The organism is Streptomyces aidingensis (assembly GCF_900112355.1).
Classification (GTDB): Bacteria; Actinomycetota; Actinomycetes; order Streptomycetales; family Streptomycetaceae; genus Streptomyces; species Streptomyces aidingensis.
This window is the reverse complement of record NZ_FOLM01000010.1, coordinates 20,495-39,352: the sequence shown is the minus strand read 5'-3', so window position 1 is coordinate 39,352 and position 18,858 is coordinate 20,495. Positions and strand designations below refer to the sequence as shown.

General features: G+C 73.0%; 34 protein-coding genes. 1 reads left to right on the top strand and 33 read right to left on the bottom strand.

Annotated elements, in window-relative coordinates; translation table 11 throughout:
* Nucleotide 1 precedes the first annotated feature (1 nt).
* The 19 genes from BM242_RS18095 to BM242_RS18010 are packed head-to-tail and all read right to left on the bottom strand — an operon-like array spanning nt 2 to nt 9,581.
* A complete protein-coding gene (locus BM242_RS18095; protein WP_093839913.1) occupies nt 2–919 on the bottom strand; it encodes a hypothetical protein in 918 nt (305 codons plus the stop codon).
* Nucleotides 916–1,128 carry a hypothetical protein gene (locus BM242_RS18090; RefSeq protein WP_093839912.1) on the bottom strand — a complete coding sequence of 71 codons (213 nt, stop codon included), beginning with the start codon at nt 1,126–1,128 and terminating at the stop codon, nt 916–918. Before BM242_RS18090 ends, BM242_RS18095 begins: the two co-directional genes overlap by 4 nt.
* Nucleotides 1,125–1,808, bottom strand: a complete 684-nt coding sequence (locus tag BM242_RS18085; RefSeq protein ID WP_093839911.1) for a hypothetical protein — start codon at nt 1,806–1,808, stop codon at nt 1,125–1,127. Before BM242_RS18085 ends, BM242_RS18090 begins: the two co-directional genes overlap by 4 nt.
* Nucleotides 1,805–2,245 carry a hypothetical protein gene (locus BM242_RS30375; RefSeq protein ID WP_245834253.1) on the bottom strand — a complete coding sequence of 147 codons (441 nt, stop codon included), beginning with the start codon at nt 2,243–2,245 and terminating at the stop codon, nt 1,805–1,807. The genes BM242_RS18085 and BM242_RS30375 overlap by 4 nt, the downstream gene beginning before the upstream one ends.
* Nucleotides 2,242–2,643, bottom strand: a complete 402-nt coding sequence (locus BM242_RS18075) for a hypothetical protein (RefSeq protein ID WP_093839910.1) — start codon at nt 2,641–2,643, stop codon at nt 2,242–2,244. The genes BM242_RS30375 and BM242_RS18075 overlap by 4 nt, the downstream gene beginning before the upstream one ends.
* Nucleotides 2,640–3,074, bottom strand: coding sequence for a response regulator transcription factor (locus BM242_RS29505; RefSeq protein ID WP_175541474.1), 435 nt, complete (start codon nt 3,072–3,074; stop codon nt 2,640–2,642). Before BM242_RS29505 ends, BM242_RS18075 begins: the two co-directional genes overlap by 4 nt.
* Nucleotides 3,071–3,313: a DUF6011 domain-containing protein gene (locus BM242_RS29500; RefSeq protein WP_175541473.1), complete on the bottom strand. Its 243-nt coding sequence runs from the start codon at nt 3,311–3,313 to the stop codon at nt 3,071–3,073. Before BM242_RS29500 ends, BM242_RS29505 begins: the two co-directional genes overlap by 4 nt.
* A complete protein-coding gene (locus BM242_RS18065) occupies nt 3,310–3,744 on the bottom strand; it encodes an SLOG family protein (protein ID WP_093839908.1) in 435 nt (144 codons plus the stop codon). Before BM242_RS18065 ends, BM242_RS29500 begins: the two co-directional genes overlap by 4 nt.
* Nucleotides 3,741–3,968 carry a hypothetical protein gene (locus BM242_RS18060; RefSeq protein ID WP_093839907.1) on the bottom strand — a complete coding sequence of 76 codons (228 nt, stop codon included), beginning with the start codon at nt 3,966–3,968 and terminating at the stop codon, nt 3,741–3,743. Before BM242_RS18060 ends, BM242_RS18065 begins: the two co-directional genes overlap by 4 nt.
* Nucleotides 3,961–4,512, bottom strand: a complete 552-nt coding sequence (locus tag BM242_RS18055) for a hypothetical protein (RefSeq protein WP_139238356.1) — start codon at nt 4,510–4,512, stop codon at nt 3,961–3,963. Before BM242_RS18055 ends, BM242_RS18060 begins: the two co-directional genes overlap by 8 nt.
* Entirely contained in the window at nt 4,505–5,521 is a 1,017-nt protein-coding gene (locus tag BM242_RS18050; protein ID WP_093839905.1) for a DUF6085 family protein, read from the bottom strand. Before BM242_RS18050 ends, BM242_RS18055 begins: the two co-directional genes overlap by 8 nt.
* Nucleotides 5,518–6,354 carry a DNA adenine methylase gene (locus tag BM242_RS18045; protein WP_093839904.1) on the bottom strand — a complete coding sequence of 279 codons (837 nt, stop codon included), beginning with the start codon at nt 6,352–6,354 and terminating at the stop codon, nt 5,518–5,520. Before BM242_RS18045 ends, BM242_RS18050 begins: the two co-directional genes overlap by 4 nt.
* Nucleotides 6,351–6,731, bottom strand: coding sequence for a hypothetical protein (locus tag BM242_RS18040; RefSeq protein ID WP_093839903.1), 381 nt, complete (start codon nt 6,729–6,731; stop codon nt 6,351–6,353). The genes BM242_RS18045 and BM242_RS18040 overlap by 4 nt, the downstream gene beginning before the upstream one ends.
* A complete protein-coding gene (locus tag BM242_RS18035) occupies nt 6,731–6,928 on the bottom strand; it encodes a hypothetical protein (RefSeq protein ID WP_093839902.1) in 198 nt (65 codons plus the stop codon). The genes BM242_RS18040 and BM242_RS18035 overlap by 1 nt, the downstream gene beginning before the upstream one ends.
* The gene (locus tag BM242_RS18030; RefSeq protein WP_093839901.1) at nt 6,928–7,188 is read right to left on the bottom strand and encodes a hypothetical protein; all 261 of its coding nucleotides are present in this window, start codon (nt 7,186–7,188) and stop codon (nt 6,928–6,930) included. Before BM242_RS18030 ends, BM242_RS18035 begins: the two co-directional genes overlap by 1 nt.
* Entirely contained in the window at nt 7,188–7,382 is a 195-nt protein-coding gene (locus tag BM242_RS18025) for a hypothetical protein (protein WP_093839900.1), read from the bottom strand. The genes BM242_RS18030 and BM242_RS18025 overlap by 1 nt, the downstream gene beginning before the upstream one ends.
* Nucleotides 7,379–7,789 carry a hypothetical protein gene (locus tag BM242_RS18020; RefSeq protein WP_093839899.1) on the bottom strand — a complete coding sequence of 137 codons (411 nt, stop codon included), beginning with the start codon at nt 7,787–7,789 and terminating at the stop codon, nt 7,379–7,381. Before BM242_RS18020 ends, BM242_RS18025 begins: the two co-directional genes overlap by 4 nt.
* A complete protein-coding gene (locus BM242_RS18015; RefSeq protein ID WP_093839898.1) occupies nt 7,786–9,228 on the bottom strand; it encodes a replicative DNA helicase in 1,443 nt (480 codons plus the stop codon). The genes BM242_RS18020 and BM242_RS18015 overlap by 4 nt, the downstream gene beginning before the upstream one ends.
* A complete protein-coding gene (locus BM242_RS18010; protein WP_093839897.1) occupies nt 9,225–9,581 on the bottom strand; it encodes a hypothetical protein in 357 nt (118 codons plus the stop codon). The genes BM242_RS18015 and BM242_RS18010 overlap by 4 nt, the downstream gene beginning before the upstream one ends.
* Nucleotides 9,582–10,282: 701 nt before the next feature.
* Here BM242_RS18010 and BM242_RS18000 point away from each other — a divergent pair.
* Nucleotides 10,283–10,585, top strand: coding sequence for a type II toxin-antitoxin system prevent-host-death family antitoxin (locus BM242_RS18000; protein WP_093839895.1), 303 nt, complete (start codon nt 10,283–10,285; stop codon nt 10,583–10,585).
* A gap of 2 nt (nt 10,586–10,587) precedes the next feature.
* Here BM242_RS18000 and BM242_RS17995 read toward each other — a convergent pair whose 3' ends face one another.
* The 14 genes from BM242_RS17995 to BM242_RS17930 all read right to left on the bottom strand — a co-directional run bounded on the left by BM242_RS17995 (nt 10,588) and on the right by BM242_RS17930 (nt 18,847).
* Nucleotides 10,588–10,842 carry a hypothetical protein gene (locus BM242_RS17995; protein WP_093839894.1) on the bottom strand — a complete coding sequence of 85 codons (255 nt, stop codon included), beginning with the start codon at nt 10,840–10,842 and terminating at the stop codon, nt 10,588–10,590.
* Entirely contained in the window at nt 10,839–12,335 is a 1,497-nt protein-coding gene (locus BM242_RS17990) for a DNA cytosine methyltransferase (protein WP_175541472.1), read from the bottom strand. Before BM242_RS17990 ends, BM242_RS17995 begins: the two co-directional genes overlap by 4 nt.
* Entirely contained in the window at nt 12,335–12,853 is a 519-nt protein-coding gene (locus BM242_RS17985; RefSeq protein ID WP_093839893.1) for a hypothetical protein, read from the bottom strand. The genes BM242_RS17990 and BM242_RS17985 overlap by 1 nt, the downstream gene beginning before the upstream one ends.
* Complete coding sequence (locus tag BM242_RS17980; protein WP_093839892.1) at nt 12,853–13,248, bottom strand: hypothetical protein; 396 nt, start codon at nt 13,246–13,248, stop codon at nt 12,853–12,855. Before BM242_RS17980 ends, BM242_RS17985 begins: the two co-directional genes overlap by 1 nt.
* Nucleotides 13,245–13,895 carry a 3'-5' exonuclease gene (locus BM242_RS17975; RefSeq protein ID WP_093839891.1) on the bottom strand — a complete coding sequence of 217 codons (651 nt, stop codon included), beginning with the start codon at nt 13,893–13,895 and terminating at the stop codon, nt 13,245–13,247. Before BM242_RS17975 ends, BM242_RS17980 begins: the two co-directional genes overlap by 4 nt.
* A gap of 71 nt (nt 13,896–13,966) precedes the next feature.
* Entirely contained in the window at nt 13,967–14,959 is a 993-nt protein-coding gene (locus BM242_RS17970) for a DUF5131 family protein (RefSeq protein WP_093839890.1), read from the bottom strand.
* A gap of 9 nt (nt 14,960–14,968) precedes the next feature.
* Nucleotides 14,969–15,151 carry a hypothetical protein gene (locus BM242_RS17965; RefSeq protein WP_093839889.1) on the bottom strand — a complete coding sequence of 61 codons (183 nt, stop codon included), beginning with the start codon at nt 15,149–15,151 and terminating at the stop codon, nt 14,969–14,971.
* 173 nt (nt 15,152–15,324) lie between these two features.
* Nucleotides 15,325–15,675 (bottom strand): hypothetical protein, encoded by a 351-nt coding sequence (locus BM242_RS17960; RefSeq protein WP_093839888.1) that lies wholly within the window; start codon nt 15,673–15,675, stop codon nt 15,325–15,327.
* Complete coding sequence (locus tag BM242_RS29890; protein WP_217652527.1) at nt 15,675–16,490, bottom strand: hypothetical protein; 816 nt, start codon at nt 16,488–16,490, stop codon at nt 15,675–15,677. The genes BM242_RS17960 and BM242_RS29890 overlap by 1 nt, the downstream gene beginning before the upstream one ends.
* Nucleotides 16,487–16,822: a hypothetical protein gene (locus BM242_RS17950; RefSeq protein WP_093839887.1), complete on the bottom strand. Its 336-nt coding sequence runs from the start codon at nt 16,820–16,822 to the stop codon at nt 16,487–16,489. Before BM242_RS17950 ends, BM242_RS29890 begins: the two co-directional genes overlap by 4 nt.
* A complete protein-coding gene (locus tag BM242_RS17945) occupies nt 16,819–17,211 on the bottom strand; it encodes a hypothetical protein (protein WP_093839886.1) in 393 nt (130 codons plus the stop codon). Before BM242_RS17945 ends, BM242_RS17950 begins: the two co-directional genes overlap by 4 nt.
* Before the next feature lie 20 nt (nt 17,212–17,231).
* Nucleotides 17,232–17,705: a hypothetical protein gene (locus BM242_RS17940; protein WP_093839885.1), complete on the bottom strand. Its 474-nt coding sequence runs from the start codon at nt 17,703–17,705 to the stop codon at nt 17,232–17,234.
* A gap of 84 nt (nt 17,706–17,789) precedes the next feature.
* The gene (locus tag BM242_RS30370; protein ID WP_093839884.1) at nt 17,790–18,617 is read right to left on the bottom strand and encodes a DNA-methyltransferase; all 828 of its coding nucleotides are present in this window, start codon (nt 18,615–18,617) and stop codon (nt 17,790–17,792) included.
* The gene (locus tag BM242_RS17930; RefSeq protein WP_093839883.1) at nt 18,614–18,847 is read right to left on the bottom strand and encodes a hypothetical protein; all 234 of its coding nucleotides are present in this window, start codon (nt 18,845–18,847) and stop codon (nt 18,614–18,616) included. The genes BM242_RS30370 and BM242_RS17930 overlap by 4 nt, the downstream gene beginning before the upstream one ends.
* Nucleotides 18,848–18,858 lie beyond the last annotated feature (11 nt).

Here is an 18,858-nt window from a genome sequence, read left to right as displayed (position 1 = left end):
CTCAGCCCTCCTTCGGGGTGATGTGGAGGCGTTCCAGCAGGTAGGCGGCGTGCTGCCGGTAGTGCTCGCGCCACGGCTCGCCGATGTCGTGCCATTTGCCGTCGTCGCCTCCGCGTTCGGCGGCGCGCATCAGGCGGCCGAGCTGGTCGGCGGTGAGCGGCGCGGCCGGCCAGTGGTCGGGGAGGTGGAGGCGCACGATCGCGTGGGCGGTGTCGTACCTCGTCCATCCGGTGTCCAGCCCGCATGTGCAGGTGGCGCGGGCGGTGCCGTCCATGGTCCATGCGGTGGTCCAGTCGAGCTGGCGGCGCTCCCCGCCGCCGTACTCGACGGTGAAGGTGTGGCCGGGGGCGGCGGGCGGCAGGTTCGTGCTGGCGGCCGGGGCCGGCGGCTCGGTGCTGGCGCTGCGGGCCGCGCACGGCCCGGTGTAGGTGTGCGCCTCCGAGCACTCCGGACCGCACTCGCCCGGCGCGGTGTAGTGGACCGGCTCATGGCCGCGGGCGATGTCGGAGAGCGTGCGCAGCCGGGCGTTCAGCTCGCCCCGTGTGACTTGGGGGTTGAGGGCGTGGGCGGCCAGGTCGCGGAGGTCTGCGGCGATGTCGGCCGGCGGCAGGGTCTCGACGGTGGGCTCCGGCACTGGCCGGAGCCGCTCGGGATCGCCGAGGATGTCCTCAAGGCGCTGAATGACTCCGTCCACGCTGAGACCTTGCGCCTTGCGCTCGTTGCGGACCTCGGCGACCAGGCGACGGACGCGGAGCAGTTTCTTCTCAGCCCTGGAAGCACGGAGGGTGGCGCCGTTCAGCGCCCGGCGGATGCTGGCGGCGCGGGAGTGGATGCCGGCCCATGCGGCGTCGGGTGAGATTCCGAGGTGCTCGGCGATGAGGGCGCGGTGGGTTTCGGCGAAGTCGGGTGTGGCGGTCACTGGCAGGTGTCCTTCGTGGGTGCGGTTCGGCGTGTGGCGTGGGTGAGGAGGGTGGCGGGCCAGACGAGGGCGGCGCCGAGGCCGTAGACGGCGCCGACGGCGTACTGTCCGGCGTCGGGCGCCGGGGCGGCCCCGGCGTGCCGGTGCTCCACCGTGGCAAGGTGGCGGGCGGCGTATAGGACGGCGGTGGCGAGCAGCAGGTAGGTCACGTCCGGCCCTTCGGGTGGCAGGGACAGACGCAAGGGGATTTGCAGAACTTGCAAACGGAGGGGGTTTTGGTCCAGGTCTCGCCGTGGTCGCTGGTGGCGGTGGGGGCGGAGCAGCGGCCGTGCCGGCCGTGGAGACAGGACGTGGACAGGTAGATGTGCCGGCCGGGCTCGACGGCGCCGAGCCAGCCGGTGAGCTGGGCGATGAGTTCCCTCACCTGCGCCGGGTTGAGGACGACCGCCGGGTCGTCCGTCGGCAGCATGTCCAGGGACAGCCGCAGCCAGGGGTGCGGGAGTTCGTTTTCGGACCGGTCGTCGCGGCCGTCGCGGGTGATGTGCGGGGGGATGCCGGCGAGTCCGACGCCGCCGCCGCGGGGGTCGTCTTCGTGCGGGAGGACGTGAGAGCCCTGGTAGATCCAGGGCGGGCCGGTGGGGCTGTCGGGGTCGTCGCTGATGCCGGGGTAGGAGGCGTAGATGCTCATCGGCTGCTCCGGGTGTCGGTGGGTGGCGTGGTCGAGGGCGGCGGCGAGTGCCACCCACCAGGGGAGGTTGTGGGCTTCGCTGGTGGTGGCGTGGAGGGGGCCTCGTCCGGCGCAGTGGCAGGTCCGGCCCCAGGCGCCGTTGGGGCGGCGGTGGACGAGGGGCCGGCCGGGGCGCAGCGGCAGGCGGCCAGGCGCGGTCACGGCGCGGTGCCGTTGAGTCGGTCGGCGGCCCACTGGGCGTCGGAGTCGGCGACGTGGGCGAGGCCGGACCGCTGCACGTGGATGTGGGTGGGCTGGCCGTCGCTGTCGCGTTCGGGGCCGACGTGGGCGACCCAGGGCTGGCCGTGTTCGGGCGGGGTGTGCCCGTCGGGGCAATGGGGGCAGCCAGGGGAGCCGAGGTAGATGTCCGGCGCGGGTTCGGGGTCGTCCCAGACGATCGTGGTGTGGCCGCCGTGACCGTGGACGTGTTCGGCGTCGGCCAGGTTGTTCCAGGTGACGGTGGAGGGTCGGGGGCCGCGCCAGCGGATGCTGACGGTGCCGTCGGGCCACATCACGCCGTCGGCTACGCGGCCGGTGCCGCTGGCTCCGGTGACATCGACGGTGCGGTGGAGGTGGAAGCGGCGGGGAAGGGCGGTCATTTCGACTCCTTGGTGTTGAGGATCTGGCGGGCAAGGGTGATCGGGTGGCCGTCGGTGATTTCGGTGGCGTCGTTGCCCCACCCTCCGGCGGCGTGCCGGTCGGCCTCATCCGCGACTGAGTCCAGCCAGTCGGCCAGCGCGGTGCCGACGCCCGGGTGCATGGCGGCGATGTAGTCGGCGTCCGCGGTGTCGCACTCGGCACGCTGCTGGCTGGCGTGCGGCTCGGTGGTGGAGACGGTGTAGAGCCAGGAGACGATCACCTCGCCCGCGCCGACCAGTTCGTAGTCCTGGCCGTTCCATCGGGTGCTCCACGGCCCTTCGGTGGCAGCGTCGGCGAGCTGGCGGAGGCGTGCGGATGCGGCGCGGAGGAGATCCGGGCCGGCCAGTTTGTCGGTCATGCGGCGGTGTCCTGTTCGGTGATCTGGTCGGGATGGACGAGGCCGGAGCGGATGGCGAGGGCGATCGCGTGCGCGATCGTGCGCGCCCGGAGGAGGCGCCGGGCCTGCCGGAGGCGGTCGTCTGCCGCGCCGCGGGTGATGCCGAGGCGGTCTGCGACCTGCTCAGCGGTCAGGCCCTGCGCGGTGAGGAGCAGCTCGGTGGCGTACCGGGCGGCTGGCCGCTCGGTGGTGTCGAGGAGTCCGCGCTGGTGGGCGATGTGGATGGCGTGGGCGGAGGAGTTGGCGCCGAGGTCGGTCAGGATGCGGTGGACGTGGCCGCGGACGGTGGCTTCCTTGACGCCGAGTTCGGTGGCGACTTGCCGGTAGGTGGCGCCGTGGGCGATGCGGGTGAGGACTTGGCGTTGGCGTGGGCTGAGGTGGGTGCGGCTCACAGGTAGCTCCGGTTGATGTGCAGGGTGGTGATGGCGGTCTGCGCGGCGATGGGCAGCGAGGTCTGGCCCGGCCCCGGAACGGCAGCGGCGCGGCGCGCCTGCGGTGCGCGGGCGGCGGGGTGGTGTTTCGCGGCGCACACCGGGCCCCGGCCGGCCGCGACGGACGCGGGGTCCACGAGCGGCCGGCGGCAGTCCGCGCACACCGGACGCTCCTGCTGTTCCGGGGCCGGGCTGCTCATGCGGTCCACCTCCGCACGAGGATCCCGGCGGCTTCCGCTCGGTCGGCGCATCCGGTGGCGCCGTGAGAGCCGTGCGGCCCCGGATGGCGGCAGCGCCGCTTGGCGCAGGGGCGGATGAACGCGTAACAGGCGTCCGCACCCAACGCGATCATGTGGGCGTTACGGCGTGGCCCCGCCCCGGGCCAGGGGCCGAAATCCTCGGTGGGGTGCCCGACGGCCGGGTGGGGCTCGATGTCCACGGGCATGCCCCGGGCGCGCATCTGCCGGGCGAGCTGGTCGGCGTGCCGGTCTGCTCCGGTGGGGCAGGCTCCGTGCACGACGACGAGGCGGCGTTCCTGGATGTAGCACATGGCGTAGTCGAGGGCGTCGCGGATGGCTGCGGTGTCGGTCCAGTCGCGGGAGCCGGTGATGATCAGGCGGAAGTCGGTCACGGACGCTCCTCGAAGGCGTAGCCGGTGCGGCGGGGCCGGCCGGTGTGGGTGGTCGGGCTGTCGTGGAGTGCGGTGAGGAGGATGCGGCGGCGGCGTTTGCCTGTGGCGGCGTCGACGATGTGTGCGTAGCGGCCGGTGTGGTCGATGGACTCGATGCGGATGCTGGGTCCACCGCGGGGGTCGCAGGAGTGGTAGACGTCTCCGGGGCGCGGGGTGTCAGGCATGGCGGGTTTCCTTTGCGTCCGCGAGTACCTGTGCGGCGGTGCGGACGTTGACGTTGAGGTGGGGTGCGGCGGCCACCGCGAGGCGCAGCGCCGTGTCCAGGTCCGGGTGGCGGTAGCGGGCGGTCCAGGCGTCGTCGCGGCCGTACACGCTGGTGCCGATGGACCACCACAGGCGCCCGTCGTCGTCAACGGCGCCGAGGCAGGCGTGCCCGTCGTGGACCGTCCACCCGTACCGGTCGAGCTCCTCAACCCACAGCCGGTAGTGCGGGTAGGCGTCGTGGCCGGGCGGCAGCAGGCTCACCTCGTAGCGGGTCGGGCGGACGGTGACGCTGTCGTCGGGCTCGGGCTCCATCAGGACCGTGGTGGTGCGGCGGGCGACCCGGAACCGCACGCCGGCGTAGCGGTCGGCCAGCCGCTCTCTGCGGTATTCGGCGGCCGGGCGGTCGAGGATGGCACGGGATGCCTGATCCCACGTGCCATCGGGCATTTGCTCCTGCACAAACCACTCGACGTGCTGGCGTGGGGTGTTCTCGGGTTCAGGCACGGCGGGTCTCCTGGGTGCGGGTGAGGGCGAGGCGGAGGGCTCCGGCCGCGGCGGCGTAGGAGACGGTGCCGGGCGTGGTTTCCCAGTCGGCGACGAGCCGGTGCAGGCCGGCCATGACGTCCGTCAGCGTGGCCGGGTCCGGCTGCGGTCCGGCGTGGAGCAGGTCGTCGGCTGCGCTGGGGTTGGGGCAGTCGAGGCGGCGGCACGTGACGTGGCCGCCCGCGCCGAGGAACAGCGACGGCTTGCCGCAGGCGGGGCAGCGGCCCTGTACGTCCGGCGACGGGTCGGTGGTGTCGCGGCGCGCGAGGGCGGCTTCGGCCATGGCGCGGACGGCGTCGGCCACGGTCGCGGTGCGGACGGCGTCGGGGAACCGCCGCTCCCAGGCGTCGGCCGCGCGCAGCAGCCGGCCGACCAGATAGTCCAGGCCACCGGCGGGACGGCCGTGCTGGGCGAGAGCGGCGCGGAGTTCGGGGATCACGGCGGTGTCGAGGCCGATCTCGACGGTGCCGGGCTGGGTGTCGACGTACTCGACGGCGCGGAGGGTGATCAGGGCGACGCCGGGCCGCCCGGGGAAATCGGCGACCGTGAGCGCCTCAGCGCCCGTCTGACGGCCCGGGGCGCCCTCGTGCGGCTCCACGTCCGCCGGGAGGGCTGTGGGGCCGCCAGACGGCGGCTGAGTGCCCCGGAGGGCGCACGAGGCGGGGTCGATGCCATCGCAGTTGCCGCAGCGGTGGTCGCCGAGGCGCTCAGCGCCCGCCTGAGGGCCGTTCCCGGCCCCGGACGTCTCGTTGGTCACCGGAGGGGCTGCGGGGCGCTCAGAGCCGCCCTGGGGCGGCGTGGCGGGGCCGGTGTGGCGGGTGCGGGCGGCGAGGCGGGCGTTGTGCTCCATCGCAGCGCCCTGCGCCGCGCCCCCGTTCGGGTAGTACTCGGGCATCAGGTCCTCCGGTGTGGTGTGGTAGGTGGGCGCCCGCCCCGATACCCCCGGGGCGGGCACGCTTGCGTAGGTCATCGGGCGGCCTCTGCCGCGAACAGGGCGGCCGGCTCCGGCACGGTGAGCGGCCGGTTCGACCACAGGACCTCGACCCGGCCCTTGTCACCGCGGGTCGCATTGCCGGTCATCGTCCGGCGCTCCGCCCGGTGCCAGCCCGCGTACAGCTCCGCGTACAGCGGCGAGTCGTAGCCCGACAGCACCACCGCCGCGGAACAGCCGGCCAACGCGGCCGCGAGCTCCCGGTGCTCTCCCTCGCCCCGCATCTCGCACCGGTAGTTCGACCACGGGCGGGTGCTGCCCAGGTACGGCGGGTCGACGTACAGCAGCACGTTTTCGGCGGCGCCGTACTTGCGGATGATCTCCAGAGCGGGCAGGCATTCCAGCGATACCGCGGCCAGCCGCTCCGCAGCTGCGGCGAGCCGGTCACGGTAGGCGGCCATGTAGCCGGGCATGCCGGTCGCCGACCCGGCGGGGTCGATGTAGTGCCGCCAGCCGGTGTTCCGCAGCGTCCCGGCCCGGCCCTGGGCGAGGCGGCACCAGATGCGGCGCGCGAGCTCCAGGTCGTCGCCGGGCGGTGCGGGCTCGTGCGCGGCGGCGAGTTCGGCGCGGGAGTGCGGGGTGAGCATGCAAGCGCGCAGCAGTTCGGCCGGCCGGTCCCGCAGCACGCGCCAGAAGGTGACCAGCTCGTGGTCGAGGTCGTTGGCGGTCTCCATCACCGAGGGCGTCTTGGCGAGCAGCACCGACAGGCCGCCGGCGTAGGGCTCGACGTAGTGCCGGTGCGGGGGGAGCAGGCTGGCGATCCAGTCGGCGACGCGGGCTTTGGAGCCGAAGTACGGCACGGGCGGCTTCACCGGGCACCTCCGGCGGTGCGGACGGCTGCTGCGGCGGCGCAGCGGCGGCACGGCTCGCCGAAGTGCGCCGGGCCGCTGCCGAGAGCCCACGCCTTCCGCGCCTTGACGTGCTCGGCGAGCGTGCCGTGGGCGGCCATATCGTCGATCGCCTCGTCCGTCAGCTCGGGCTCGTCCAGCGGCTCGTGGCAGCCGCAGGGGCAGCCGTCCTCGCCGCCGATGCCGAGCGCGGCCATGTGCGCCCAGCACGACGCGTGCTTGTGTTTGCGGCAGGCGGGGCAGATGGTGGTGCGTTCGCCGAACGGCACGACGGTCTTGCCGGGGCGCAGTTCGCTGTCCTGCGGGCGGTAGCCCCGCGTGCGGCCGTATCCACGGGTCATCAGGCGGCGTCCTCTCGGGCTTCGCAGCGGCGGCAGGTGACCGCCGTGCCGGACGGCAGGAGCAGCGGGGCACGGGACGCGGCGTCGGCATTCGCGCCGCACCCGAGGACGAGGCGGGTCACCGACGTCTCCCGCCCCGCGTGGACCAGCCGCCCGCCGTACAGCCGCACCCGCAGCGGAAACTCCGCGGCGGCCATCAGCGGTCCGCCTTCCCGGCCGTCGCGAACCGGTGGGCGAGGGTCCACCGGTAGCCGCCGCGGGCGTCCCGCAGCTCGCTGCGCCACACATCCAGCCGCCCGGGCAGGCGCCGGAAGACGTAGACGTGGCGGCCGATGACGCGCTGTGTCGATGCCGGGTCGTAGTGGGCGCCGAAGCTGCGGTGGCCGAGCGGCATGCCGGGCCGGGTGTTCAGCGGCGCGGCCGGGTCGAATGCGGCGCTGGGGCGGGTGGTGCTCATCAGCGGGTCTCCTCGGTGTCGGCCAGGGCGGTGGTCCAGTGGGCGGGTGGGGTGTCGTCGGTCAAGCCGTAGGCGGCGCGGTCGTAGCTGGTGGTCCAGGTGTGGCCGCGCGGGCAGCGGTAGCGGGCGCGGACCTGCCGGCCGCGCGGGGTCGCGGCGGCCTTCCGGCCACACCGCGGGCAGTTGTCCGTCACGACCCACCACCCACCTGCGCCAGCAGCCCGGCGTGGATCTCTCCGGCACGGGCGATGTCGTCGCACAGCCACCAGCACGGCCCCGCGCCCGCGGTCCGGCTGCGGGCGTGGATCTCGGTGTGCAGCTCCTCCGCGGTGGACCACGGCACATCCGCCGGCGAGCGGCGACGGCTGCAGCCGTGGAACTCCCGCACAGCCAGGGCGGTGACCGGGTTGACGTGGGGGTCGCGGCGGGTGATCTGGGCGTGGAGCCAGTGGGCGAACGTCGGCGTCAGCAGCGCGGCGGGCGGGCGGCCGTCGCCGGCGCAGCGGTGCGCGTACAGGCGGCCGGTCTTGCGGATGCGGGCCTCGCCCTCGCACACCGGGCACAGACCCAGCACGGGCAGCGGATTGTGGGTCGTCGTCATGCTGCGCCTCCAATGGCGTCGGTCGGAGCCCAAGACTTCGGGGCGAGGGAGGACAGCCGGCCGAACCGGCCCTGGAACGCGAGCGGGATCTCGGTGCCCTGCGGGCCGTTGCGGTTCTTGCCGACGATCACGTCGACCTCCCCGGCCCGCTCCCCGACATCCGAGCCGTCCTCGGCCAGCGGCCGGTGCAGCAGGAGGATCACGCTGGCGTCCTGCTCGATCTGCGAGGAGTCCTTGAAATCGGTGACCTGCGGCTTGCGCCCCACGGAGGCGCGGTTGAACTGGGCCAGGGCGATCACCGGCACGTCGGCCTCGGCCGCCAGCAGCTTCAAACCCCGGGAGATCTTCGCGACCTCCTGCGCCCGTGACGCCTCCGAGCGTGTGGCCTCGGGGGTGATGAGCTGCATGTAGTCCACGACCACCAGGCCCGGCCGCATGCCCTGCGCCGTCATCCACCGCACCCGGGCCCGGATCTTCCCGACGGTCAACCCGGGCTGGTCGTCGAGGATGAAGTGCCGGGCGTTCCGCATCCGCTCCTCGACACGGGCGATGCGCTGCCAGTCGGAGTCGGTGAGGCGCCGGTGGATCAGGTGGCTCAGGTCGACCTCGGCCTCGGCCGCGGTGAGGCGGGCGAGGAGTTCCTTGCCGGACATCTCCATGGAGAACACCGCGGCCGGCTGGCCGCGGCGCAGCGCGACGTGCGCGCCGAGGTTCAGCCCCAGGATGGATTTGCCGCCGCCGGTCGCGGCGCCGACGACCGCCAGCTCCTTCGGCTTGAAGACGATCTTGTCGTTGAGGTCGGGCCACGGGGTGTCCATGGCGTCCGGGTCCTTACCGGCGGAGAGCTCGTCAACGAAGCCCTCCCACCGGTCCGCCACGGACAGCTTCTCGGTCTGGCCGGCGTTCGCCGCGAGCAGGGCGTGGCACTCGGTGGTCAGCTCGTCCAGGATCTGCTCCGGCTCGGCCCCGGCCTCGTGGACCCGGCCGATGGTGCGCATCGCCACGGCGAGAATCTCCGCGAGGCGGTGCTTGTCCTGCACGATCTCGGCGTAGTAGGCGCAGTTCGCGGCGGTGGACACCTCCCCGGCGAGGCGGTGGAGGTAGCCGGGTCCGCCTGCGCGGTCGAGGTCGCCGGTGGCGCGGAGCTGGTCGGCGACGGTGATGGGGTCGGCGTCCACTCCCGGGCGGCCGTGGACGGCGAGGATCGCCCGGTAGATCAGCGGGTGGGCGGCGGAGGAGTGGCGGAAGGCTCTGCCGTCGCCGAGGACGTCCTCGGCGTCGTTGACGGCGGCCGGGGAGATGAGCATGGCGCCCAGGACCGCCTTCTCGGCGGCCTCGTCCCGCGGTATCCGCAGCGCCGGAGCGGCCAGCTCCGGCTCCATGTCGGGCTCGGGTCCGGCGGGGGCGTAGCCGGGCTCGGCGGCGTACTGGTGGCTCACGCGGCGGCTCCTTCACGGTTCGGGTGGCAGTCGGGGCAGGGGGCGACGACGCGGAATCCGTCGGGTGTCTCGCCGGAGCGGAGGCGGGTGTCCGGGTCGCACTCACCGCAATGCGGCGGCAGCGAACGGGGCATTCGGGCTTGCGACGGCTGACGGGCGCTGGCCGGGGGCAGGCCGCGCCATCCGGCGGCGAGGAAGAACTTGGCGAACCGGACCGGCGTCTTGGCGGTCGGCATCGTCTTGAGGGCGAACTCGACCATGGCGTCGACACCGGCGCGCTGGACGACGCGGACGGTCTCCATCCACTGCTCGGTGGACATGTCCCAGGAGACGGTGATCCCGGCGTCGGTCATCGCCTGGATGAGCGGACCGCAGACGGTGAAGACGTCCGTCTGGTCGCTGCTGGCCTCACCCGCGCCCGTGCCTGCTTGCTGGTTAGTAGTTGGGTGTGGGTAAGGGGGGTCAAGTTCTGACCCTCTACGGTCGAAAGTTGACCCTCTACGGTTTTCTAGGGGGTCAAGTTCTGACCCTCTACGGGGGGAGGGGCCGGGCCGTAGGGGGTCAAGTTCTGACCCTCTACGGTTTTCTAGAGGGTCAAGTTCTGACCCTCTACGAGAGCTCGGCTGGACGTGCCCGACCGCCTTCGGGAGCCGGTACAGCGCCGCGCGGCGACCCGATGCCGGCTCGATCGTCTCCAGTTCCCCGGTCTCCTCGGCCGCCCGGATCGCCTCCCTCGCGGTGTTCCTGGAGGCGTTCAGCGCGCACATGAGGTCGGCCACGCTGACGCGCACCTCGCACGCCGGGGTACGCACCTGGTCCGCTACGAAGAGCAGGGCCAGGCGGGCGTTCCCTCGCGTCTGGGAGTGGTTCCACACCCAGTGCATGGCGTCGAGGCTCACGTGCGTCCTTCTCTCGGGGGTGGGGCTGAGGGTTTGCGGGCGAGTCGAATTGCAGGTCAGGGAGGCGGCGCCTCGCGAACCCTCACATGCCCATCATAGCTAAGAAAGCGAATTGGCGATGTTGTGGTCTGTAGCGAATCCGCTACGCTGTAGCCATGACCACGCCCCGCACCGAGCACCGCGCGAAGATCGCCGAGGCCCGCAACGTCCTCGGAGAGGTCATCGCGCGCGCCCGGTTCGCCGGCGAACCCACGATCCTCATGAACCGCGGCAAGGAAGCCGCCGTCCTCGTCAGCTATGCCTTCTACGAGCAGGCGAAGCGGGACCGGCAGGCGGCCGAGGCGATCGCCCGGGCGCTTGGGGACCTGACCGACGAGCAGCGCGGAGCGGTCGCGAAGTCGCTCTACGACCGGCTGCTCGAGCTGATCCACGAGGAAGGCGCTGGCGCCGAGTCCTGACGTCATCGCCGCACCGCCTTGCACTGGCTGGCGTGCCGGCCGCGGACCTCTGCGGCGAACGCCGCCACGGCGTCTCCGGCGGCGGTGTCGTGCCATCCGCAGCGGCACCGGTAGTCGGCGGCCGGCGGGGTGATCCAGCGGGGCCGCGGGTGCCAGGTGCCGGTGCGGGTGGTGGTGCCGAGGTGGACGGTCAGCCAGGCGGTGGCGGTGACCGGCCGGCGTGTGCGGTTGTGTGCGGTGGTGGTTGCCGTCGTCACGCCGCCACCCCCACCGCGGCCGTGGGCGGTGCGGCGGGCTCCAGCTCCTGCCCGGTCAGCGCCTCGACGGCCATGGCGACCAGGTCCCGGGCCGCGTTCGGGGTAACGGCGTTGCCCAGCATCTTGACCTTGGTCCGCTTGTCGCGGGGGGTGAGGATGTAGTCCGCCGGGAAGTGCATCGCGGCCTGGTACTCGTGCGGCTCCAGCATCCGGTAGCGGCAGTCGTCCACCGACCGCACCGGGCCGCCGTAGATCGCGGCGTGCCCTTCCGTCGTGGTCACCGTGCCGAGCGGCTCGGTGGCCGGCCGGGCGATGCTGCTGCTGTAGTACGGCAGGACCATGTCGGGGGCGGTCACCAGAAAGTGGTGGTTGCCCCCGGCAGTGACGGTGGACAGTGGTTCGGTGACGGCCCGGTGGGAGGAGCCGCCGCCGCGCAGCTCGACCACGTAGGGCGGCAGCGCCACCCCGGTCTCGTTGCGGGTGGTGACGGTGCGCAGCGGCTCCAGGATGTCCATCGGGGGCTTCTCGCGGCCCTCGTTGGGCACGAGGAACGGGCGGGAGAACTTCTTGTACCCGGCGGTGATGCGGCGCAGGGTGTTGGGCGCGAGCTCGTCGCTGGTGCCCTTGCGTTCCCCGATGGTCCTGGCGGGCAGCCCCCAGTCGATGATCTCGGCGGCGTGGCGGACGGCCGGGGTGACGACCGAGTTGCGGCAGGCGACCTGAGGGCAGCGCCACAGGTACTGGCCTGTCTTGCCGTACCGGCCCCAGGGGTTGGCCGGCGTGCACACCCTTGTGGTTTTCCATGCCTGGATCGCGCGGATTGGGCCGTGCATGGGGCAGACGGCGGTGGGGCGCAGCCACTTGTCGAAGTCGGGGGCGTGCTTGACCTGGTCTGGGAGCCAGAACACGTCGTACTTGCGGTCGCGGGACTGGGCCGCGGGGTCGCCGGCCGCGGCGGCGAACATGCTGTTGAGGTACACGGCGCGGTGTGCGTAGCCGAGGCCGTGCTTCATGGTGTACAGCCACGAGTCGTAGATGGCGCCGGGCCGGGTCTTGGGTCCCCACCAGCGGGAGTCGACGACGTTTTCGACGATGACCAGGCTGTAGTTGTGGGCTTCGCAGAAGCGGGGGACGTCCCACATGGTGGCGCGGGAGCGGATCTCTGCTTCGTTGGTGCCGTCGGGGGCGAACAGGCCGTCGTTCCATTCGCCGTGGTCCCGGCTCTTGCCTTTGGCGACGGAGTGGTTGGTGCACTCGGGGGACGCCCACAGGATGTCGGTGCGGGGGTAGCGCTGGGGGACGACTTGGGAGATGTCGGCGCAGTCGTGTCGGGTGTTGGGGTGGTTGGCCTGGTGGGTGTCGATGGCGTGCCGGGAGTGGTTGGCGGCCATGATGACCTGGACGCCGGGGATCTGGATTGCGCCGGTGGAGGAGCCGCCGGCGCCGCAGAACAGGTCCGTCAGGGTGCAGATGTGGTTGTCGTGGCGGTACATCAGGCGGCGTCCTTCCAGATGAGGTGGGCGGCGGTGATGCGTTCGGGCCGGGTGAGGGGGATGGTGGTGTCGCCGGCGATCCAGCGGCGCACGGCGACCAGGTCGACGTCGTCCTCGTCGGGCTCGGGCGGTGCCGGTACCGGCGCGGTGGCGGTGGTCTTTGCGCGGGCGTGGATGCGATTGACGGTCCGCTCCGAGATAGCGAGGACGTCGGCGATCTCGGCAGCGGTGAGCAGCCCGCGCAGGGCGGTGGCGGCGGCGTGGATGCGGGGATCGCTGCGGTTGGTGGAGCAGTCCAGGCAGCGGCGGCGTCCGAGGGTGTCGAGGCGCGTTTGGTGGCCGGTGTGGCGGCGGTCGAACTCGCGGTTGCGGCGGGCGCGGTTCTTGTTGAGGCGCCAGGCGTGCTGGCGGGCGCGCTGCTCGGTGGCGCAGGTGCGGCAGATCCGCCAGCCTTGTTTGGTGATGCGGACGGTTTCGGGTGTGCGGGGGTGGCCGTTGCGGCAGCGGTCTGTGGTCATCAGGCGGCCCTCCCCTCACCGGCCTCGGCCCGGGCGGCCTGCTGGCGGTAGGTGTCGGTGCCGATCCACGTGTTGAGGAGGCTGCGGCGGGAGGTCGCGCGGCCCGACTTGTCGGCGTGGTGGTGCTCGATGACGCCGCGGCGGGCGGCGAGGCCGAAGCGGGCTCCCCACCTGTGGTGGTCATCGGGTTCGCCGACGAGTCCGGCGCGGACGAGGTCGCTGGCCTGGAACGGCTGGCCGCGGCGGGCCATTTCCTCTATGGCTTCGTCGCAGGTGGCGGCCCAGTCGGGGTCGGTGGCGGCTTCGGCTTGGGCCATGCCGGCCTGTTTGGCGTGCTCGCCGAGGGTGGGGTCGAGGGCGCCGTCGGGGGTGAACGGCATCTGGAGCTGGGTCACCGTGCACCCCCAGCGGTGACCGCGTCGTAGACAGCCATCGCCCACTTCGCGTCGGCGAGGGCGGTGTGGGCGTCGCCGTCGCCGGGGGGTTCGACGCCTACGGCGCGGGACAGGGCCTTGGAGGAGAACGGCGGGGTGATCAGCGTGGCGTGCTTCGGCGGTGTCAGGCCGGACCGCTGCGGGCCGAGGCCGGTCAGGTAGCCGGCGGCGCGGTCGGCGACGTCCACGACGCGGTAGTGCCACGGTTCGGGGCGGCCGGGTCCGACGCCCAGGAGGTGGCTGAGGTGGGCGGTGTCGAAGCTGGGGTTGGAGCCGATGACCACGGCGCCGGACAGGAGGGCGTGGATGCGGGCGCAGGCTTCGAAGAAGCTGAGAGGGGCCGGGCTGTTGCCGGTGAGCATGTCGGCGGCATCGTGGCCGTCGGGGATGGCGAACCGCTCGGCGAACCGGTTGATCTTGAGGGATTCGGGGTCGGCGACGTGGCGGAGGTGGGCATCGGAGGGCCGGATCTGGAAGAGGTGCTCGGTGTCGGTGCCGTCGGGTTCGCGGCGGATGATCGCGATTTCCCAGGGCATGTGGTGGCCCGGGACCAGGCCGGTTGTTTCCGTGTCCAGTGAGATCAGCGGCGCGGCGGTGGTGGTGTTCACGGTGTCCTCCGGGGTGGTGGGTACGGTGGTGGTGGCCGCCCCCGATTCGGGCGGGGGCGGCCAACGGCGGGTCAGGCGGGGTACTGGTCCCAGGTGCGGCCGTCGAGTTCACGGCCGGCGCGGTGCTTGCCGAGGCGCCGCATCTCCCAGCGGTGGCCGAGCTCGTCGAGCGGGTCGCCGACGTGGACGCGGCCCGGCTCCGTGCGACCGATCGCCATGTAGCCGGTCGGCGCGTACTCCCCCCACTGCTTGAACAGGAAGGGCACTCCGGCGTCGGCGCACTGGTCGCGCAGGGAGCGGGCCCAGTCCGGGCTCATGGGGCGCGCTGCCCTGCCGCTCTCACCGCCGACGATGACCCAGTCCACCCGGGCGGACGTCGCGGCCTGCCACCGGCCGGGCACGCCGTACCGCTGACCCAGCGCGTCGTACACCATGTCCGGCTGCTGCTTCGAGCCAGCGGCGATGCGGGTCAGGTCCACCGGCCCGAGCAGCGGTTCGCAGGACAGGAACCGGACGGCGGCCGGGGTTTCCAGCAGCACGGGGATACGGAGTTCAGCCCGCTTCTGGTCCTCTACGCTCACCCCGAGCCACACGTTCGGCAGCGGCTTGCCCAGGAGCATCGCGCCGACCGCCATCCAGTCTTCGGAGCAACGGATCAGGCCGGCGCGGCCTTGCTCAGCAACGAGGTGCCCGAAGGTGGGGTTCGACAGCAGGGACCGCATCCGGCCGTGCCGCTTGGTGAGGATCTGGTAGGTGTGCTGCGGTGTGCGGGCCATGACGGCGAACACTTCGGCGATGTGCTCGTCCGGGACCTGGTCGTGGAACAGGTCGGACATGGAGTTCACGAAGATGCGGCGGGGCTTGCGCCACTTCAGCGGCAGCAGGATCCGCTCGGGGCGGAGGGTGACGTCGAAGCCGTTCTCGAAGTGGTGGCCGGGTACGCCCCGGAACCGCTCGGCGAACGTCTCGGCGTAACAGGAGTCGCAGCCGGGCGACACCTTGGTGCAGCCCGTCACGGTGTTCCAGGTGGCATCGGTCCACTCGATGCCGGTGGTGGAGCTCACGGTGTCTCCTCAGTGGTGTGCGAAGGGGGCGTGGTGGAGCGGGATCACGACGGGGGTGGTGGGTCCGGGGAGGCTGGTGGGGGTTGCGCCGCCGGGCCGGATACCGGTGAGGGGGTTGGGGGCGGGGTGGCCGCAGGTGGGGCACACGGCCGGCCGGGCCGGTATCGGTTGCGGTTCGGGCTGGTTGGTCATGGCGTTCTCCTTCGGGTGGGTGGCCTGTCCCGGATGGGCGCCGGGACAGGGCGCGGGTCAGTAGTCGGTGTTGCGGCGGATGGCGCGGCCGAGGAGCAGGCCGAAGGCGGTGGACAGGACCAGCCAGCCGGCGCCGGCGGCGGCGACCCAGGCACAGGTGATGGCGATGTCGCTCATGAGGCGGCCTCCGCGCGGGGCAGCGGCTGGGTGTCGGCGTGGGCTGCGAGGAGCGCTGCGGCCCGCTGCTCGGCGCGGCGGCGGGCGGTGCGTTCCCGGGCGATAGCAGCGAGGAGTTGCTCGCGAGGCACGGCACCGGGCCGGGCGTGCTCCGGCTCGGCCTGCGGCTCGGCCGGACGGATGTGGAGGAGCCGCAGGAGGCCGTGGGTGGCGGCGCCGAGGATGAGGGCGGCGCCCACGGCCCACGGGACGATGAGCACCACGGCGATGGCGGCGACGACGGCCCAGTCCTCGGCGCTGGTGGGCAGCAGGCCGAGGAGGTCGGCGAGCAGGGCGATGTCTTCCATCACGCACCGCCGTCGCCGCTGGTGTGGCCGGGGCACCAGGTGTGCGGCTTGTCGGGCCAGGGGTGGGGGTCGTGGTAGTCGTCGTGGCCGCAGGGCTGGGTGTCGCCGTCCGGGGCGGCGGCGGGCTCCGCCCCGTCGGCCAGGCGGCGCCCGAGTTCTTCCATGACGCCGTAGGCGCCCCATGCCCGGTCTTCGTAGCCGCGTGCGCGGAGGCGGTCGCCGGTGGCGCGCGCCACCTCGATGGCCTGCCGGAGCGCGGTGGCGGGGTCGGGCCGCGCGGCCAAGGCGGCGCGCAGGCGCTCCAGTTCGTCGCGCTGCTCTTGGTAGCGCGTCACGCCGGTCTTCTTGATCTGCCGCCGCTCGATGAACTCCGCCATCACGGCCTCGGCCTGGGCGATCGTCTCGGCGGGGATGGCCGCGAGCATGGCGTCGGCCAGGGGCTCCCGGAAGGTGTCGCCCATCCCGGCGCCCCAGAACGACCAGTCCAGCAGGCGCCACAGCGGGCCGTGCCCGGCAGGGTCGGGACCAGTGGCGGCCTCGTAGGTGGCCTCGAAGATGTCCGGCTTGACGGGGTAGAGCTCGCCCTTGACGCCCCTGACGATCCAGTCGCCAGCGGTGGCGCGCATGTCGCCTTCCAGCGTGGGGATGGTGATGTGGGTCTTCGCCGGGTCCTCGGCGGCGTGGATCTTGATTTCGCGGGTGCCGTGTCCGGCATTCACGAAGTGCATGACGGCGAGGACGCTGGCGTTGCTGCCGTCGAAGTGGATCGCCTCGATCTCGACGGGCTTCTTGCGGTAGCGGGCTGCGGTGGTCATGGGGTGTCTCCTCGGGTGCCGCCGAGGGCGTCCTCGGACGGCGGGGGTGCGGGTGTGGGTGTGGGTGTGGGGCGGGCGGTCTGGTCCGGCTGGCAGGCGGCCGGTCCGGCGGCCAGCGCCAGCACGGTGGCCAGAGCGGCGGCCACCGCGGCCCAGTGGCGGGGGCGCGGCCGGTAGCGGTCGGCGTCCAGGTCCTCCAGGTCCTCGGCGGCGCGGCGGCGCAGCATGCGCCACGCCCCGCGCGCGCCCGGGTCCCGCTCCGTCGCGATCCGCCGGTCCATCCGGGCCAGGCGGCGCCGCGCGGCGCGGCGCCCACGCCACGCCGCGGTCACGACGCGGCCCCTTCCGGGACGGGCAGGAACGGCTCCCAGACCGCGCGGACCCACTCCGCCTTCTCCGCCAGCCACTCCCGGACGGCCGGCTCGTCGGCCTCGGTGACCGTGCACTCGGTGGAGCGGAGGATGGCCTTGCGCTGCAAGACCCAGAACACGAGCAGCCGGTCGGGCGGCATCTCCTCGCCGTCCTCGTAGTGGGACGGATCGGCGCGCTTCCAGTCCCAGCGCCACACGAAGTTCAGGTCGGGGTCGAGGGAGCCCCAGTCGGCGTGGAAGTCCTGCCAGGTCTCGTACTCGGTGTGCAGTCCCTCGGAGGGACGGGCGTAGTAGTTGCCCTCGGTGCAGTAGTAGGGGTGGTCGATCTCCCACAGGTGCGGAGTTGTCATCGGGGTGCTCCTCGCCGCGGTCACCGCGACACCTCGGTGACGGCGACCGGGGCCAGGCCCAGCACGCGGTGCACGACGTCCGAGAACGCGGTAGTCAGCTCCGCCAGCAGCTCGGCGCGCTTCTCCTCCGGGTAGCCCGGGTCAACGGCGAGATGGACAGCGGCAGCCCACCCGCCGGTCGTCACGCGGTAACCGATGGACCGGTAGGGCTCCAATCCAGCGGCGCCGAGGTTGACGGCCCACTCGGAGGTGTCGGCCGCGCCGCAGATCAGCTTGTTGATGGCGGCCTGGGCGTCTTCGCGGGCGTCCGGGTCGAGGTCGTCCCAGGTGGCCGGGATGACGCCAGGCGGGTAGTCGGCCGGGGTGATGGGCTGGCCTTCCATGGCCTCGCCGATGTCGGTCCAGTCCGGGTCCTCGGTGGACGCCTTGTGCTGGCGTGCGGCTTCGGCGATGAGGTCGGCGCGGGTGTAGGCGGGCGGCGGGGTGTCGGTCATCGGGTGCTCCTCGGTCGGTGGTGGTCGGTGCGGGGTGGTCCCGGCCGGGCCGGGGGCGACGGGCCCGGCCGGGAGTCGGTGGGGTTAGAGGCGGTCCATCTGGGCGGCCACGGCCTCGGCGGCGCGCACCCTGTCGGCGGCGAGTTCGGCGTAGCGGCGGTCGATCTCCACCAGGTGCGCGCGGCGGCCGGCGAGCACGGCGGCGACGCCGGTGGAGCCGGACCCGGCGCAGGGGTCCACCACCAGGTCGCCCCGCACCGTGGAGGACTCGATCAACTCCTGCATCAGGGCGACCGGTTTTTCCGTGGGGTGGCGGTTGACCTGCGTGGAGTTCTTCCGGGGGACGCGCAGCACCGACCCTTTGCGCATCCGGGCGGCCACGGTGCCCTCCCCCTTGGCGCGGCCCGCCCGCGACTTGGTGTGCACCCCGAAGGTGAGCACCTCGTGTGCCGGCCCCCACGGTTGTTCCAGGCTGCCGAGCCCGGTCTTGCATTTGTCCCAGATCAGCTCTGCGGCGGCGCGACCGAGGCGCAGGGGCTCGGCCAGCGCCTCGGGGCGGTAGCCGAAGACGTAGACATGCCGGGAGGAGGCGAGGCCCTGGTTGTAGGTGCCGGTCGGGCCGACCCACTCGGCGAGCACGGCGGGCCAGTCCACCGAGCCGTCATCCCCGGCCAGCGGCTCGAACGGGACGCGCCGGTGGTACCCGTTGTGCCAGGCTTTGCCGTATGGGGGGTCGGTGCACAGCAGTCCGTACCAGTCCGGGACGGCGGCGATGACGGCGGGGTCGCGGCAGTCACCCCAGATGACGGTCGCCCGCTCGGAGGAGTGCAGCACGGTGCCGCCCGGCGGCGGCACCAGCGGCAGGTCCAGCGTCCCGTGCGCCTGGGCGTCGTCTCGGGCCGGGGCGCTCACGCCGCACCACCGGCGGCGAGACGCAGCACCTCTTCCGCCTGCGACCGGTACCAGTCCCCGGCCGCCGCCACCTGGCCGCCGGCCGTCACCCAGCCGAAATCAGTGTCGGGCCTGCCCGTCCGGGCGTAGGTGTAGCCGAGGACCGCGCCGTCCTCACCCCGCACCGCCTCGAAGTCGCAGGCGGACGGGCAGGAGTAGCGCACCTGCGCGCGGGCCTCATCGGGTGTCATCGCATACCTCT